Below are 16,529 nucleotides of genomic sequence, written 5' to 3' on the forward strand. Positions count from 1 at the left end.
TGCGGCTGGCCGAGCGCGGCCTGAGCGCGCTGAAGTTCTTCCCCGCCGAGGCGGCGGGCGGGGTCGACTACCTGAAGTCGATCGGCGGCCCGATCCCGCACGTGCGGTTCTGCCCGACCGGCGGCATCACCCCGCAGACCGCGCCGAACTACCTCGCGCTGCCGAACGTCGGCTGTGTCGGCGGCTCCTGGCTGGCCCCGAAGGACGCCCTCGCGAAGGGCGACTGGGACCGCATCGAGACCCTCGCCCGCGAGGCGTCCCAACTCGGGTAACCGGCGTCACGACCCGGAAATTCGGCTCACATCACGAGACCGGCGTCCCACCACGTTGGATTCTTCACCCAACGGGCGGTGACGCCGGTCTCGTATTAACGGAAGTTTGAGGAAAGGTGAACCAGGCAGTCGCCAATTGAGATTTCTCAAGGAATAACCCCCAACTCCCCAGTGTCACACTTGCTCGTTGCAATGGCGCACGAGAGGAGCAGGTGTGACTGTCCAGGAAGCCGACGTCGCGGGGTTGGTCGGGGAACAGCTGACTATGTCGGCATTCAACCAGCTGTCCGGCAGTCTGGGTGGTTATTCCTTCGTCAAGGTGGTCGTCGACAGGCACAACGAGACGATCCACTTCTTGAACAACGCACGTCATGAGTTCCACGCGCTCTACATCGGCCAGGAGATCCTCGGCATCGACCCCGACGACATGCGCGCGCGGATCGACGAGTTCAACCAGAGCTTCTACCACGCCCCTGACCGGCGGTTCTTCCTCGGCATCCTGTCGCTGCACAAGCGCGAGGACAAGCGGATGTTCTCGCTGGAGACGGTCGAGGTCGACACCATGTCGGCCGGCATGATCGAGTTCTTCTACGCGGAAGTGCGCAAGAACGTCGATGCCGCGGTGCCGTTGTTCTTCAAGCCCGCCAACCACCTCCAGGAACAGGAGGTGGCGGAACTTCCCGTGGAAAGGCTTCCACGGATCCTGGCGCACGAATTGTTCTCCACCGCCGAGTTCGTGGCGTTGAACCCCGGCACGACGAAGGGCCGGTTGCGCGCATTCCGCAGTGAGCAGGAGTACCGGGAGAACGCGCTGGAGTGGTTCGACATCGTGATGATGCACCGCGTTCCCGACGACATTCCGCGGCTGGCCGGCATCATCAACGCGAGCCACACCACTCCCCTGTCACACACGAACGTTCTCGCGACCGGCTGGGCCATCCCGAACGCCATCCAGATCGGCGCGTTCGACCTGATCGACCGGGAGAACCTGGACGGTCAGTGGGTGGAGTACGAGGTGTCGCCGAAGAGCGCCGGGGTCGGGCTGCGGCTGATCGACGAACCGGCCGACGTCGGCCAGCGCCCAGCCTGGTACGCGCAGCGCGTCACGCTCGAGGAGCCCGAGGACACCTACAACCCGATCCTCAACCTCGGCAAGATCCGCTACAACGACAGCCACCGCTACGGCACCAAGGCCGCGAACCTCGGCGAGCTGCACCACGTGCTCGCGGCCGAGGCGCCGCGTCGCCTGCTCGGGTTCTTCTCGGTGCCACGCCCGCCGCGTGACAACCTCATGCCGTACCTGGCGAAGCTGCTCGATCGCAACGAGGACGACGACCTGCTCGCCGCCGCTCGGCAGCTGCTCGCGGAACGGGTGCGGGTGCCGCGTGGCGTCGCGTTGCCGTTTTCGATGCACCAGGGCTTCCTGGAGTCGTCGCCGAAGATCCAGCAGGCCATCGGCAAGCTGAAGATGGCGCTGGAGCTCAACGCCCGCGAGATCGAGCCGTTGTGCGTCGAGCTGCAACAGCTGATCCGCAAGACCCGCGTGCCGGACTACCTGCTGTCCGAACTGGACACCGCGCTCGTCGAGAACCTCGCCGGCGTGCGGACCTTCGTGGTGCGCAGCTCGTCGAACGCGGAGGACCTGGCCGGGTTCTCCGCCGCAGGCATCTACGAGTCGTACAACCACGTCACCAGCGCCGAGAAGATCGTGGAGTCGGTCAAGGAGGTGTGGGCCTCCCTCGTTTCCGCGCGCAGCGTGCGGCTGCGGCAGCAGGCCGGCATCTCGCTCGACGACTGCTTCATGGGCGTCGTGATCCAGGAGCAGGTCAAGGCCGACTTCGGCGGCGTCATGGTCACCACGAACCCCATGAACCGCAACGACTTCCGCAACGTCTACGTCAACGTCTCGCCGAACGTCACCGACGTCGTCGAGGGGTCGAAGCAGCCGATGCAGTACCTCTACTCCACTGTGGAGGGTGGCGGCCGCACGGTCTCCCTCGGTGACGCCACGGAGGACCTTGACGCGAACGGCCACGCGCAGCTGCAGCGGCTCGCGATCGTCGGACGGTTGCTGCAGTCGCACTTCTCGCCGGACTACACGTTCGACTCTCCGGTCGACATCGAGTGGCTCGCCACCGACGAGATCCTCTACGTCCTGCAGCTGCGGCCGTACTCGATCTGATGCTGGGTCTTCGCGTACCGGCGACTCCGGAAGTGGCGCGTGCCGTCCGCCTGACGTACGGCTTCCAGTTCTTCTTCGGGCTGCTGCTGTGGATCCCGATCTTCTACGAGTACCAGAAGCAGCTCGGGCTGAGCGACGCCGAGATCTTCGGCATCCAGTCGATCTACTACATCGCGTTCTGCCTCATGGAGATCCCGACCGGCATGGTCGCGGACCGCTTCGACTACCGCACGTCGTTGTGGCTCGGGGCGAGCGTTCTCGTGGTGGCGAACATGGTGCCGGTGTTCGCCGGCAACTACACCGGGTTCCTGGTCCACTTCCTGCTGATCGCGCTGGCCAGGTCGTTGATCTCAGGTGCCCAGAGCGCGTACCTGTACGAGTACCTCAACGCGCACAACGCGGGCCACCTCTATCTCAAGGTCGAGGGCGTCGGACGGTCGTACAGCCTGGTCGGCAAGATCGTGTACTGGCCGGTGATCGGTCTGCTGATGCAGTGGAACATGCCGTCGCCGTACTGGCTCACCGCGATCAACGCGGCGATCGCCGTCGTGCTGGCGTTGAAGCTCCCGCCGATTCCGGGCTGGAAGCGGCCGGAAGGAAAGACGTCCAAGCTGCTCGCGGGCGTCGGCGGTGCGTTCGGCTCGTTGAGGAAGTCGCGCTGGCTGCTGCTGTTGATGGTCCAGGGCATCGCGATGTTCACGCTGGTGCGGATCCTGCAGGTGAACCTGTTCCAGCCGGTCCTCGAGTCGAAGGACGTCTCGGTCAACTGGTACGGCTCGGTGCTCGCCGCCATGACGATCTTCGAGGCCGTCGCCGCCGCCCGTCCGCACTGGCTGTCGAAGAAGATCGGGCCGGCGAAGTCGGTGTTCCTGCTGACCGTCGTGATGGCGTTGTCGATCGGCTTCATCGTGCCGTCCGGCGGGATCGTGACGATCGTGTTGCTGTGCCTGTTCTCCGTGACGGCGGGCATGAGCTTCCCCATCCAGAAGAAGCTGCTCAACGACGCGATCCCGGACTCCCGTTACCGCGCAACGCTTCTCTCGATGGAGTCCATCATGGACCGTGCCGTGTGCGCGGTCGTCGCGATCGCGCTCGGCGCCTACCTCGCCGGCGGGCAGCTCAGCGAGTTCCTGGTGCTGTCGTCCGTCGTCACCGTGATCCTGATGGCGTTGCTGGCGGGCCTGCTGATCGCCGTCAGGACCACAAGGCGGCGACGAGCTCAGCTCGTCCCGTGATGCCCAGCTTGCGGTAGGCGCTCGACAGGTGCAGCTCCACCGTGCGGCGGGTCAGGTGCAGGGTCTCGGCGATCTGCCGGTTCGTCAGGCCCTGCGCCGCCATCCGCGCGACGCGATTCTCCTGCTTGGTCAGGCCCTGCACCTGGTCGCCCTCGTCGTGGACCTCGTCGCCGGCGAGCTTGGCCAGCGGATGCGCGCTGAGGTGACGAGCCAGTTCGAACGCCTGCCGCAGGTGCGGGGTGGCCGCGTCGGTGCGGCCCTTGCGGCGCAAGTGGTAGCCGAGCCAGTACGACGACTGGGCGTGCAGCAGCCGGTGCGGTGACGAGGCGAGAAGCCGTTCCGCCTCACCGAGGACGTCGACATCATCCGTGCTGATGCCGACGCTCATCATCGCGGTCCCGACAACCCTCGTGGAACCCCATCGCTTGGCCAGGTCGAGCTCTTCATGCGCGAGCCTCGCCGCGTCGTCACGGTTTCCCAGCGCCAGGTACGCGCGCACCGCGTGATGACGCCACGCGATCAGCGCGGGGTTGGGCATCTCGCGTGCGGCGAGCCGCCGTCCCACCTCCAGCAGGTCCTCCAACGCACCTTCCGCGTGGCACGACGCGAGCTTCAGCCTGCCGCGGGCATAACGGACGTTGATGTGCTGCAACAGATCGCCGTCTTCGGTGACGAGCGGGGCGGCTTCGTCGAACTGCCCCATCTCGATGCACACCTCGGCCAGTTTCGCGGAGGCCAGCAGGACCGCGGGGCAGTCCAGGTTGCCGGTCGAGACCGGTGGCGTCAGGAACGTGTACGCGCGCGCCAGGTCACCGCTGTTGTGGAAGGCGGAGGCGCGGGCGATCATGCTGAGCATTCCGCGGCGCAGGTGCGGGTCGTGCGAGACCGGCGCGGTGCTGTGCGAGAGCCAGAACTTGTTGATGTGCTGAGGATTGTCACCGAGCACCGGCACCAGGAACGTGAACAGGTAGGGCTCGCCGAAGACGTCGACCCACTCGCCGTCAAGGGCTTCCAACGCGTGTTCGACGGCTTCGGCGGACGAGTCGCCGCTGCGGGCGTTGCCGACCGCGAGCAACGCCGACCGCGCGCGCTTCAGGTTCGGGTCCTGCGGGATGTCGCCGACGAGGTCGTCGAAGTACTTGCCGGCGCAGTTGGCCATCCGCGCGTCGCGGTTGGCGGAGAGCAGATAGGTGGTGCAGACGAGGTTCCAGACCAAGTCGCGGTCTTCCGGCAGCAACCGCGCGATGACCATGATCGCCAGCGAGACCGCGAAGTGGGCGTCCGAGCCCGTGCACATGCGCTGGATCAACGACAACGCGACGTTCGCGGCGAGGTGCGGGTCCTCGCACTGGACCAACGCGTCGCGGACGCGGTCACGACCGAGCGCGTTGTCCTTCAGGTGTTCCGCGTGACCGAGCTCGACCTCGATCGACAGCCGGTCCTCATCGGACAGGTGTTCGTCGAGCGCCCGTTCCAGGTGCTCGACGCCGCCGACCTCACGCAGCAGGTCGACGGACCACGGCAGGCGGACGGACCGGGCCTTCAGCACGTGCTCGGCGACGCGTTCGTCAGGGGCGTCCGACTCGAACAGCAGCCAGGCGGCGCGGGCGTGCGCGGCGGAGCGCACCGCGACCGGCATGTCGGCGAGGATGCTGTTGCGAACGAACGGATACCGGAACGTCAGCGGGTCGGTGTCGGCGAGCACGCCGAGGCGGACGAGCGTGTCGACGGCGGGAAGCGCGTCGAAGCCGGTGAGCGCGGACAGCAGTTCGAGGCCGGCGTCACCGTCCAGTACAGCGGCAGAGCGGGCGACCTCCGCGGCACCGGTGTACTCGCGCAGCCGCATGCCGATCATCTCGCCGACCGCGGCCGAACCCTCGCCTTCCTCACGTAACAAGGCTTGTAGCAGATACGGGTTGCCGCCGGTGAGCTCGTGGCAGCGCTGCGGGTCTCTGCCGGGGAAGTCCTCGGTGAGACGTTCGATGGCGGCGACGTCGAGGCCTTCGAGGTCGAGGCGGTGCGGGTGGGCACCGGCGATCTCGGGCAGCGTCACCTCGTCCGTGGCCAGGTAGCCCTGCGACGCGCCGAGCGCGATCACGACCGGCATGTGCTGCAACCGCGGCCGCAGGTACGCGAGCGCGCGCTTGGAGAAGGTGTCAGCGACGTGCACGTCGTCGATGACCATCAGGATCGGCGCCTCGCGCGCGGAGTCCGCGGCACGGGCGTACAGCTCTTCGAGGTCGTGTTCGTTCGCGAGGCACGGCGCGAGCTGACGCACCACCGCGCCGGGCAGGTGGCTTTCCAGGCGGGCGCTCTTGGCCAGGCGGACGGTGAAGCCGCGCTCACGGGCCTCGGCGATGAACGCGTCGAGCAGCGCCGTCTTGCCGATGCCGAAGCCGCCGGTGACGACCACGCACGAGCCCGTTCCCTGGAGTGCGTCGTCCAGCAAGCGTCCGAGAGCCGCGAGTTCCGCGTCCCGGCCGAGTAGTGGAGATGTCACCTCTGTCTACCCCTGACTTCGGTACCGAGAGGACCGCAGGTCGAAGGATTCGGTGTTCCTTCGGTGCCGACCGTAAAGACCTGCGCTTCGCCGTCGGGCAAACTTACCCACAGGTAACGGTTAACGGAACTGTGAGCTGATCCGGTCTGTGAGTGGGAGCGAGCGATGATCTTGGCCAGGCTGATGCGCGGATGGGTCCGCCTCGCCTGCCTGCTCATGGGCTCTCACCAGCACTTACATGCGATGGAACAGCGGAAACGGCTCGACGTGAGCAGCCTCCGCGCGCGTGAGGTTGCTGACCTCGACCGGGTCGTCGACGTGCGAGGACAGCGACTCGACGACCGAGAGCACCGCGGCGATGGCCACCACGACGCCCGCCGCCACCAGCAGGATGCTGTTGGTGATGCGACACGGCCGGCGCGCGTCGGCGCTCTCCTGCAGCACCGGCCGCAGCACTGGCGCGAACGCGCCGAAGTCGGTCGCGTCGCACTGGCAGCTCTCGCACCCGGCTAGGTGCCGGGAGAAGATCACGTGCTGCGCGGGGTCGAGCACTCCCAGCACATACGCCGCAACATCACCGCACGGCCCATCCGGGATCGTGCGGTTTTCGGCGTCTTCCCCTGTCTCTGCCTGCTCGTGATGTGCCTGCTCGTGATGTGGTTGACGAGTCACCATCACGCTAGCTCCTGTCCTGCAGCGCCCGGCGGATCGTGTGCATCGCCTTGTACAGCCGGGACTTGACGGTTCCTTCCGGGACTCCGAGAACGATCGCGGCCTCCTTCACCGTTCGTCCCATGACATACGTTTCGTAGATAGCTGAACGGTGTTCGTCACTCAATTGGCGTACTACGTCGGTAATGACCATGACAGAAAGTGTCTGTTCCGTGTCGTCCGGAGATTCGGCGATGTCCGGTCGCAGCAATTCCACTTCCTGCGGGCGCGCCTGCCGGCTGCGCCATCCGTCGATCACAATGCGACGAGCCACAGTACAAAGCCAACCGCGCAACATCCCCGGTTCACGAACCAGATGTGCGGAGTTCTGCCAAGCCCTGATCAACGTCTCCTGGACGACGTCTTCCGTCCACTGGCGGTCGTAGTTGGTCAGGCACAGGACCTGCGAGAACAACATCCGCTGGAACTGCCCGTAGAGCAGGGTGAGCAATTCCTCGTCCTGATGGGCTTGTGCGACCTTGCCCTGATCACCCATGAAGCTTGCGACCTCCCCAGATATCGGCGACGTGTTCGCTTCGGGCGGCGGGCCTAGCGACTCGGTGGCCGAGCGTGGAATCCACCAGATCCTACATCGTGAACACGAAATCTTCTCGGGTACGTAAATTCAGTCCGAATGGTTCGGAAGCTGTTGTGTGATGCACGTCACATCGACATGTGCGCATGCGGCGTGAACCTGGGCACCACCTGCGCGTATCACCTTTGAAGGCAGCTCGATCACGGGGAGGAACGGGCACTATGCGTCACCGGTTGGGCACGCTGGGGCAGCACGCAGCGGTGTTTACCGCCCTGTCTATCGCATTTCTGGGGGCCGTTATCGGGGCCGTCCCGGCACATGCGCAGTCCACAGAAGTGCAAACGTCGGACCGTTCTTTCATGGTATCTCTGCGCCAAGCAAACTCTTGGCTGGTACCAGTGAGCAAAGAGGCTCCGGCGCGGACGACGAATGCTGGAATCAGCAACGCCGGAAGAGACATCTTCGAAGGACACTCACGACTCGACGTCGATCTTCTCAGAGCAGCCGGCGAACTCGGCGTGGTACTGCCGAACGACGCGAGCAGTGAACACCAGTCACTCATCAACGAGATGGCAGGACGCACCGGCGACACCCACGACCGTGCCTACGCGACGATCGTCCGGCAGGCGCAGGGCGGCCTTCTCGTAATGTCCGTGCAAGCGCGGGCGACAACGCAGAACACCACAATTCGCACGCTCGCACACCAAACCGTGCAAATGCTGATCCGCACGATGACGACCCTGGAGAACACAGGGCTGGTCGACCCTTCCGCACTCGAATTGGTGACGGCCAAGGCACAGGTGAACGCGGTCCGCGTCCTCGGTCAGAACATCGAACCGTCGGACCGGGAAATGCTGGTGCTGCTCATGCAGCATTCGCTTTGGCAGAAACCGGCCAGCCGCGAGAGCTCCGACCGGGCACGCGACGCGAAGGTCCGCAAGGTCGCCGGCCAACTCGCCGCCGAGCACACGCAGCTCGCCACGGCGGTCACCGATGCCGCCGGGAAGATCGGCGTGGACCTCCCTGCCGAGCCGACGACCGAACAGAAGTCGTGGGCGAACGCCATCTCGTCCAGCTCGGGCGAAGAGCTCGACCGCATGTACGCGAACCTGTCGCGGGCGGCGGACGGCTCGCTCATCGTCCAGGTCGCTCGGGCCCGCGCGACGACCAAGAACGTCCCCGCTCGCGTCGCCGCGCAAACCGGTCTGACCCTCTTGCTCAAGCACATGCTGCTGCTGGAGGGCACCGGCCTGGTGAAGGCGAACTCACTGCAGATGACCGACCCCGCCATCGCCCAGCCGAAGTCCAACTCCGGCCCACCACCCCAGCCGGACGACTCCTCCACGAGCGTCGGCTTCCTCACCGGCATCGCCGTCCTCGTCGTCGCCGGCGCGGGCACCTGTGGCTCGTCCGGGCCATCGGCCACCGCGGCGAACACCACCGTTGATCACCCACTGATATATCGGCTGTCGCCCTCGCCAACCGATATATCACCGCCCGGCGGGCCGTAACGACACGCCTTAGCAATGACTCTTTTGCGGACTAAGTCCAAAGAGTCATTGCTAAGGCGCAGCTCAGCGCGTTGCTGGGTTGACATGACTGGCGTGACACCGCATCGGCAGCGGCTTAAGTACGTGTCGAGGTTTGTGCTGTGTCCACCCGTTCGACGACGTGCGCCTCGGTGAGGTCGACCGCCTCCCACTTGTCGACGAGCCGGTCGATCACCGCGGCCGGCACCGGCTCCGGGCGGGTGCGGTTGCGAGTGTGGATCACGTTCTTCGGCGCTTCGAGCCCGACCAGGGTGACTCGGGCGCGGTAGTCCGCGGCGAGCCCGATGCACCGCTCGCGCAGCTGCCGGGAGATGTTGGTCGCGTTCCAGACGAACCGCTCCCCCGCCCTCAGCAACGTCCGGGCTTCCTCGAAGGCCGCGGCCGCCACCGCGCGTTGATCACCGTCTGGGGCGATCCCGAGCCGCGAGCGAACGGAGTCGAGGCTCACCACCGGCCAGCCCGGTCGATTGGTGGCAATCCAGTGGTCCTTGCCGACACCCGGCAGGCCGGACAGCACGGTCACCTCGACGCGCGTGTCATCGTAGGCGGCGTAGCCCGGGTCGCGGCCGGGCGTGCGGAAGTACTGGAACCGCGCGTGGTCGGACGGGAACTCGCGCGGCCGGTCCAGGCAGTCGCGTTCGCGGCAGTACTCCTCGAACAGCGCGATGTTCTCCAGCACCGACTCTGCGTCGCCGCAGATCCGGCCGAGGATGTCGGCGCGGGCGAGGGTCGCCAGGTCGTCGTTGCGCGCCAGCAGGCTCACGCGGAACGCGATGCGGTCGAGGTCCGGTCGCTCCAATGCCCAGAACGGCACCTGGTGGTGGCGCACCAGCGCGGCGACGTGCTCGCGCCAGGCGATCGGATGTCCCATCTCCCACAACACCCTGCGCGCCAGGAGGTCCCCGGCGCGTGAATGTCCGTGTGCGGTGATGCGGCCGTCCTCGATCTGCGTGCGGAACGGCTTCGCGACATCGTGCAGCAGCACGGTTGCGAACAGCCGCACTCGATCGGTTTCTGGGCGTGCCCGCCACTCCGGCAGTGAGACAAGCGCTTCGCACGCCATTCGGGTGTGCGTGGCGACGTCGCCCTCCGCGTGGTGCACCGGATCTTGCGGCACGCCCTCCAGTGCGCGCACCCACGGGAACGCAGAGCGCACGGCGTCCCAGTCCAGCGTCCACTGTGGACCAGTCGGGCACAGTTGCTCAAACATGGGCGATCACCCGGTTCGGCAGGATCGGGCGGTCCTGCCAGTGGCTGCCCGAGTCCAGCACGGCGGTGAGAAACGTCGGCCGCACCCACTTGTACCGCTCGACCGTGCGCCCGTCCTCCTCCACCTTGATGTAGAGGCCTTCCATGTCGTCGTCCGAATCTGTTTCCGCGACAACGACGTCCGGGTCCTGTCCCGCCGCACGCGCCGCCTCGACCAGCACGTCACGCCATCCCGGCGTGCGGCACGTGGACGGGCCGATCATCGCGGTCAGGTCCTTCACCGTGCGCAACGGTCCCTCGTGCAGCACCGGAACGGACACCACCGGCGTGCCGGAAAGCAGCCGGCGACGTTCCGGTGTGGACAGGAACTCACCGGTCTCGCGGTCGAGCAGGTCGAACTCGCAGAAGTGATGCGGCAGCGCGTCGTAGAACACGGTGTGCTTGGCATAAAGCCATTCCCCGTAAAGGACGTACCGCGTGCCGAGCCTCTCCCAGAGCACGCTCTGATGCGTCGCGGCCCACGCCTTGAGCGGCCCGAACTGCCGTTCTCTCGGACCACCGGCCAGGAAATGGCCGCGTGACTGCAGCTTCAGCGCGCCGGAGGAGTCGAAGCTGATGCCCGCGTTGGCGCCGTCGAGCTTCTCCTCGACGACCAGGTGCCGTCCCGCGATCGCGCGGAACGGCACCTGGTCGAGGTCCTCGTCGCCCGGTTGCAGGCGCGAGCCCTCGAGGTGGGGCGTTCGCGGGTACTTGCGCAACATGCCCCGATTTGTAACCCGTCCGGGCACCCGCTCGCGAACGGTTTACGCCCGACCGACGAACACCGCCTTGTCGGCGTTGAAGCTCGGCTCGAACACGAGTTGCATCTCACCGGGCTGCGCCTCGACCGAGTACGCGGCCTCGTAGGTGTAGGTCTTGCCGGGCAACACGGTCGCGTTGTCGACCGTGCTGTCGCAGCCACCGTTGCCGTCGAACACCTTCGAAGCCTTCTGTCCGTTGAACTGCGCGTCGTTGCCCAGCGACAACAGCGCGGTCTCGAACGCGGCACTCGTCCCGTTGGTGATGGTGACCTTGAACTTCACCGCGCGGACGATGCCCTGCGGTACCGCGTACTGGCCGGGCGTGCACGCGACGGGCGCGGCAACGTCGACCGAAAGGCCGTTCTCCCACGTGTACCGCTTGCCCCAGGTGGGAGTCTCGGCGGTGGCCTGCTTCGGGGTCTCGCCCGCGACACCGACCTGGCCCTGGTTGGTGGTGCCGTCGAGGATCTTGTCGAGCTCCTTCACCGCGGACTGCTGTGCCACCACCGTGAAGACGATCGCAGCGACACAAAGGACAACGCCGATGATCGCCAAGATCTTGCGCGTGCCGAACAACGCGATGACACCGAGCACGAGCCCGACGAACGCCGCGATCGCGGTGAGGTTGTTGAAGAAGATGATCGGCGAACTGACGACACCGACGATCCCGAGAATCACCGCGGTCCATGCGAGCGCACCGAACCTCGCGGGCTTGCGCGGTGCGACCGGAGGCGGGGCGTAGACGGGCTGCGTCGAATAGGTCATCACGGCTCCTGGCAGTTGCGATGTGTGACCACGACGTCGATTGGTCCGCTTGCCCCGTTAGCCCAGCCCCAAGGTGTCACTCGATCGAGTTACGGACGGCACGCCAGCCGACTTCCGAAGGTAGCGGGATGGATACGATCCGTACAGGCTTGGCGCTGGATGCCATCCCTGAAAGGAACCCTGCACATGGCGCGACGACTCGTCGGAACCCTGCTCGCGGCGATCGCCGCACTCGGAGTGACGACGGCACCCGCACAGGCCGCCGTCGACTTCACCGGCATCGTGAAACTCAGCAACTGCTCCGGCTCGCTGGTCCGCCTGCCGAACTCCGCACCCGCGGACAAGGCGCTCGTGCTCACGAACGGGCACTGCGTCGAGCTCATGAAGGCGGGCCAGGTGATCGTCAACCGGTCGGACGCCCGCGAGTTCAGGCTGCTCAACGGCTCCGGCTCGGAAATCGCGCGACTGAGGGCGACCAAGCTCCTCTACGCGACGATGACCGGCACCGACGCCGCGCTCTACCAGCTCAACACGACGTACGGGCAGATCCAGCAGCAGTACCGCAGTCGCGCGCTCGAGCTGTCGGCCTCGCACCCCGTGGCCAAGACCGACATCCGCGTCGTCTCCGGCTACTGGAAGCGGATCTACTCGTGCCAGATCGACGGCTTCGTCCACCAGCTCAAGGAAGCCGACTGGACCTGGCGTGACTCGCTGCGCTACACGTCGTCGTGCAACACCATCGGCGGCACCTCGGGCTCGCCGATCATCGACAACGCGAGCGGCAAGGTCGTCGGCGTCAACAACACCGGCAACGAGAGCGGCGGCCGCTGCACGATGAACAACCCGTGCGAGGTCGACGCCGGCGGCAAGGTCACGGTCCGCAAGGGCATCAACTATGGACAGCAGACGTTCGACTTCGTCTCCTGCTTCGGTCCCGGCACGGCGCTGAACCTGTCGCTGCCCGGCTGCAAGGTCGCCAAGCCTTAGAGCGTGAACATGGCGAAAGCCGGGGCGCCCCTGCCGCGCCCCGGCTTTCTGCTTCTCCTAACGCGCCGCGCGGACGATCAGGTCGGCCACGGTCTCCGGCTGAGACACCGCCACCGAGTGCGAGGCGCCCGGCACCTCGACGACCGCGCGTGCGTGGGCGCGCTCGGCCATCCACTTCTGCGACGCGATCGGGATGTTCTTGTCCTTGCCCGCGACCACGAAGTACGAGGGGACGGTGCGCACGCGGCTCTTCGGCCTTCTCGGTCAGCGCGGTGTCGTTGACCGGCCGCTGCGTCGCCGCCGCCAGCGTCGCGTCCTTGCGGGACACGTCGGCCGCGAACTGCTGCCAGTACTTGTCCTGCTGGATCACGAGGTCCTTGGTGCCGTCACCGATGTCGATGGTCTGCAGCGTGTCGCCGAGGGTGCTGCCGGGGAACTTGTTCGACAGCTCGAGCGCGCTCTCACCCTTCTCCGGCGCGAACGCCGCGACGTAGACGAGCGCCTTCACGTTCGGGTTCCCGAGCGCCGCCTGCGACTGGACCATGCCGCCGTAGGAGTGTCCGGCGAGGATGATCGGGCCCTCGATCGAGGCGAGCACCTTGCGCAGGTAGTTCGCGTCACCGGTGAGGGACCGCAGCGGATTCGCCACCGCGACGACCGGGAATCCCTTGCGCTGCAGGCGTTCCACGACACCGTTCCAGCTGGCTCCGTCGGCGAACGCACCGTGCACCAGCACGATCGTCGGCTTCTTCGTGCCCGGCTTGCCGGTCTCCTCCGCGGCACCCGCACCCGACGGAACAGAAGCAGCCAGGGCCAGCAGGGTCCCAAGAACGGCGAACACCTTACGAACTCGCATTGCTCTCTCACTCTCTCGTCAGGCACCGTGGTGGCGGTGCATCGTGCTCGATTAGATCGTGCACGATGTAAGCTACCGGACGAGATACCTCGTGTGCGATGTGTTTCAGGTCACCGGCGGTTCGCGGTCACCGCACTAGCGCTCGGCGCCGTGCTTGACCCGGTGCAACGCCTTGCGGAGGACGTCGATCTCGTCGTTGGTCATGCCGAGTGCCTTGCCGAGCTGGGTGGTCATCTCGGCGCCGATCCACTGCAGGTCACGGCCCTTGTCGGTGAGCTGGACGAGCACGGAACGCTCGTCGTCGGGGTGCGTGACGCGCACCAGCAGCCCGCTCTTCTCCAGCCGCTTGATCAAAGGCGACAGGGTGCTGTACTCGAGATCGAGTTCGTGAACGAGCTCCCGGATCGGCCTCGAGTCCCGCTCCCACAGCAGCAGCATCACCAGGAACTGCGGGTAGGTGATGCCTGCCTTGTCCAGGATCGGACGGTAGAAGCCGGTGACCGCCCGCGACGTCGTGTAGAGGTCGAAGCAGAGCAGGTCGGAGACCGTGGGGGTCACGGCTGACGGCGCGTCAGGAGTGGTGCTCACACCTTTCAGGTTACTCGGGGCCTGCCTGTCCAGCGTCGAGATCGGTTACGGGATGTCGCCGGGAGACGGACTGGGATGACAGACAGGGAGCGGAAACGGCCGTGGCAGTCGACCACCGGTTGCGTTCGTGGTCGCGGGAGCCCTGCTCCTACGACCAGGGCTCGTCCAGAGCGGATGCCTCATCGCCGGCGGAACGCAGCTCGTCGCGCACCACGCGGTAGGCGAGACCTTCCGCGTAACCCTTGCGCGCCAACGCCCCCACGAGACGACGGATCTTCGCCGTCTCGTCCACGCCGGACATCGTGCGCAGCCGTTTGCGGACCAGCTCGCGCGCCTTCTCCTCCTCGGCTCGCTGTCGACCGCGGCGACCGCTTCGGCCACCACCTCGTCGGCGACGCCCTTGCGGCGCAACTCCATGGCCAGGGCACGGCGGCCCAGGCCGTTGTAGTTGTGCCGCGACTGCACCCACATCTCAGCGAACTGGGCGTCGTCGATCAGGCCGGCGCGGTCGAACTTGCCGAGGACGACCTCGGCGACACCGGCGCTGATTCCCTTGCGCAGCAACGCTTCGTGCAGTTCGTGCCGGGAACGGGCGCGAGCGGTGAGCAGCGCGTAGCAGATGTCCCGCGCTTTGCGCTGCTCCTCAGCCTCGTCCAACCTCACACCCTCTAGAACTCGACGGGCGCGGCGGGAGCCGACTCTTCGGCGTCGAGGGTGGCGCCGATGCCGAGCTTGTCCTTGATGCGCTTCTCGATCTCGTTCGCGATGTCCGGGTTCTCCAGCAGGAACTTGCGGGCGTTCTCCTTGCCCTGGCCCAGCTGGTCGCCCTCGTAGGTGTACCAGGCACCAGACTTGCGCAGGATGCCCTGGTCGACACCCATGTCGATGAGCGAGCCCTCGCGGCTGATGCCCTTGCCGTAGAGGATGTCGAACTCGGCCTGCTTGAACGGCGGCGCGACCTTGTTCTTCACGACCTTGACCCTGGTGCGGTTGCCGACGGGCTCGCCGCCGTCCTTCAGGGTCTCGATGCGGCGGACGTCCAGGCGCACGGAGGCGTAGAACTTCAGCGCCTTACCACCTGTCGTGGTCTCCGGGGAGCCGAACATCACGCCGATCTTCTCGCGCAGCTGGTTGATGAAGATCGCGGTGGTGTTGGACGAGCTCAGCGCACCGGTGATCTTGCGCAGCGCCTGGCTCATCAGGCGAGCCTGCAGGCCGACGTGGTTGTCGCCCATCTCGCCCTCGATCTCGGCGCGCGGCACGAGCGCGGCGACCGAGTCGATGACCAGGATGTCGAGCGCACCGGAGCGGACCAGCATGTCCGCGATCTCGAGCGCCTGCTCACCGGTGTCGGGCTGGGACACCAGCAGCGCGTCGGTGTCGACGCCGAGCTTCTTCGCGTACTCCGGGTCGAGCGCGTGCTCCGCGTCGATGAACGCCGCGATGCCACCGGCCTTCTGCGCGTTCGCGACGGCGTGCAGCGCGACGGTCGTCTTACCCGAGGACTCCGGACCGTAGATCTCGACGACACGACCCCTCGGCAGACCACCGATGCCGAGCGCCACGTCCAGCGCGATCGCACCGGTCGGGATCACCTCGATCGGGGCGCGGCCCTCCTCACCGAGGCGCATCACGGAGCCCTTGCCGAACTGCTTGTCGATCTGCGCCAGGGCCAGCTCGAGCGCTTTGTCCCGGTCGGGTGCTGCGGGTGCCATCTTGGGTCCACCTTTTGTCGTCTGCCGTTGCTTCGTCATGTTGGACCTGACGCTACTGGCGGGGTCTGACAATTTTGCGAAGCCGGGGTCGGAGCCACTGTAGCCGAACACGTGTTCGAGCACACGCGACACTCCGAACGGCCGGCTCAGCGATGATTTTCGGGAACTTCGAACGCGTCGCAGACCGCGAGCCAGACTTCCTTGGCGCCGGTTCCCGCCTCCAGCGCCTCGTTCGCGGTACGGCCTCCCAGCGACGACAGCACGTGGTCCTGGGCGATCATCTCCGCCCTGACCTGGCCGAACTCCCCCGCCATGAGTTTGCGGAACATGGTGATGCGCACCGGAAGACCCTAGCTGGCGGTCCTGCGCAGGGATGCGAAGAGGCACACGATCAGCAGCGGCAGCGCGGTGAACCCCACGATCAGCCCGAGCGCCGCGTACGACCACGCCGTCACGACGATCCCGGACACGGCACCACCAATGGCGCCACCGACGTTCATCACCAGATCGGACAAGCCTGCGCGGCCGGCCTGTTGCCTCCACCCGCACGGACTCCGTCAGCAGCGCGGACCCCGACACCAGGCCCGCCGACCACCCGAACCCGAGCAGCGCCAGCCCCGCGGC

The 16,529-nt window shown here is 66.5% G+C and carries 16 protein-coding genes and 1 pseudogene; 5 read left to right on the forward strand and 12 right to left on the reverse strand.

All coding sequences use genetic code 11. The annotated features are described in order from the left end of the window. From FXN61_RS36200 to FXN61_RS36210, 3 genes are all read left to right on the forward strand, one after another. Positions 1–272: beta/alpha barrel domain-containing protein (locus FXN61_RS36200; protein ID WP_512698760.1), on the forward strand; the 272-nt coding region annotated here is incomplete at its 5' end. A 214-nt stretch (positions 273–486) separates the two neighbouring features. After that, positions 487–2,454 carry a PEP/pyruvate-binding domain-containing protein gene (locus FXN61_RS36205; RefSeq protein ID WP_312878262.1) on the forward strand — a complete coding sequence of 656 codons (1,968 nt, stop codon included), beginning with the start codon at positions 487–489 and terminating at the stop codon, positions 2,452–2,454. Beyond that, positions 2,454–3,689 (forward strand): MFS transporter, encoded by a 1,236-nt coding sequence (locus FXN61_RS36210; protein WP_167978447.1) that lies wholly within the window; start codon positions 2,454–2,456, stop codon positions 3,687–3,689. Before FXN61_RS36205 ends, FXN61_RS36210 begins: the two co-directional genes overlap by 1 nt. Here FXN61_RS36210 and FXN61_RS55875 read toward each other — a convergent pair. The 3 genes from FXN61_RS55875 to FXN61_RS36225 form a co-directional block, all read right to left on the reverse strand. Continuing rightward, complete coding sequence (locus tag FXN61_RS55875) at positions 3,649–6,189, reverse strand: BREX system ATP-binding domain-containing protein (RefSeq protein ID WP_167978448.1); 2,541 nt, start codon at positions 6,187–6,189, stop codon at positions 3,649–3,651. The two genes, FXN61_RS36210 and FXN61_RS55875, sit on opposite strands and share 41 nt — an antisense overlap. A 234-nt stretch (positions 6,190–6,423) precedes the next feature. Continuing rightward, positions 6,424–6,864 (reverse strand): zf-HC2 domain-containing protein, encoded by a 441-nt coding sequence (locus FXN61_RS36220; RefSeq protein WP_281360785.1) that lies wholly within the window; start codon positions 6,862–6,864, stop codon positions 6,424–6,426. 4 nt (positions 6,865–6,868) lie between these two features. Beyond that, positions 6,869–7,396 (reverse strand): sigma-70 family RNA polymerase sigma factor, encoded by a 528-nt coding sequence (locus tag FXN61_RS36225; RefSeq protein ID WP_167978450.1) that lies wholly within the window; start codon positions 7,394–7,396, stop codon positions 6,869–6,871. A 272-nt stretch (positions 7,397–7,668) separates the two neighbouring features. Between FXN61_RS36225 and FXN61_RS36230 the strand changes: the two genes are divergently transcribed. After that, positions 7,669–8,946: a DUF4142 domain-containing protein gene (locus FXN61_RS36230; protein ID WP_167978451.1), complete on the forward strand. Its 1,278-nt coding sequence runs from the start codon at positions 7,669–7,671 to the stop codon at positions 8,944–8,946. Between the two features lie 115 nt (positions 8,947–9,061). Here FXN61_RS36230 and FXN61_RS36235 read toward each other — a convergent pair whose 3' ends face one another. The 3 genes from FXN61_RS36235 to FXN61_RS36245 are packed head-to-tail and all read right to left on the reverse strand — an operon-like array spanning position 9,062 to position 11,759. Next, positions 9,062–10,195, reverse strand: coding sequence for an AAA family ATPase (locus FXN61_RS36235; protein WP_167978452.1), 1,134 nt, complete (start codon positions 10,193–10,195; stop codon positions 9,062–9,064). Further along, positions 10,188–10,955: an RNA ligase family protein gene (locus FXN61_RS36240; RefSeq protein WP_167978453.1), complete on the reverse strand. Its 768-nt coding sequence runs from the start codon at positions 10,953–10,955 to the stop codon at positions 10,188–10,190. Before FXN61_RS36240 ends, FXN61_RS36235 begins: the two co-directional genes overlap by 8 nt. A gap of 42 nt (positions 10,956–10,997) precedes the next feature. After that, the gene (locus FXN61_RS36245) at positions 10,998–11,759 is read right to left on the reverse strand and encodes an MFS transporter (RefSeq protein WP_167978454.1); all 762 of its coding nucleotides are present in this window, start codon (positions 11,757–11,759) and stop codon (positions 10,998–11,000) included. Between the two features lie 186 nt (positions 11,760–11,945). Here FXN61_RS36245 and FXN61_RS36250 point away from each other — a divergent pair, with 186 nt between their 5' ends. Next, a complete protein-coding gene (locus tag FXN61_RS36250; RefSeq protein ID WP_167978455.1) occupies positions 11,946–12,746 on the forward strand; it encodes a S1 family peptidase in 801 nt (266 codons plus the stop codon). On the opposite strand, the gene FXN61_RS57010 is transcribed toward FXN61_RS36250, so the two are convergent. The 6 genes and pseudogenes from FXN61_RS57010 to FXN61_RS50300 all read right to left on the reverse strand — a co-directional run bounded on the left by FXN61_RS57010 (position 12,649) and on the right by FXN61_RS50300 (position 16,420). Then, positions 12,649–13,602, reverse strand: a complete 954-nt coding sequence (locus FXN61_RS57010; protein WP_312878263.1) for an alpha/beta hydrolase — start codon at positions 13,600–13,602, stop codon at positions 12,649–12,651. The two genes, FXN61_RS36250 and FXN61_RS57010, sit on opposite strands and share 98 nt — an antisense overlap. A gap of 135 nt (positions 13,603–13,737) precedes the next feature. After that, a complete protein-coding gene (locus FXN61_RS36260; RefSeq protein ID WP_223165753.1) occupies positions 13,738–14,190 on the reverse strand; it encodes a MarR family winged helix-turn-helix transcriptional regulator in 453 nt (150 codons plus the stop codon). 148 nt (positions 14,191–14,338) lie between these two features. Next, positions 14,339–14,853, reverse strand: a pseudogene (locus tag FXN61_RS36265) (regulatory protein RecX). Positions 14,854–14,858: 5 nt separating this feature from the next. Then, a complete protein-coding gene (gene recA, locus FXN61_RS36270; protein ID WP_167978456.1) occupies positions 14,859–15,905 on the reverse strand; it encodes a recombinase RecA in 1,047 nt (348 codons plus the stop codon). 146 nt (positions 15,906–16,051) lie between these two features. Continuing rightward, a complete protein-coding gene (locus FXN61_RS36275) occupies positions 16,052–16,246 on the reverse strand; it encodes a DUF3046 domain-containing protein (RefSeq protein ID WP_312878264.1) in 195 nt (64 codons plus the stop codon). A 9-nt stretch (positions 16,247–16,255) separates the two neighbouring features. After that, positions 16,256–16,420 carry a hypothetical protein gene (locus FXN61_RS50300; protein ID WP_188135863.1) on the reverse strand — a complete coding sequence of 55 codons (165 nt, stop codon included), beginning with the start codon at positions 16,418–16,420 and terminating at the stop codon, positions 16,256–16,258. Positions 16,421–16,529 lie beyond the last annotated feature (109 nt).

This window comes from Lentzea indica (assembly GCF_012184385.1).
GTDB lineage: Bacteria > Actinomycetota > Actinomycetes > Mycobacteriales > Pseudonocardiaceae > Lentzea > Lentzea indica.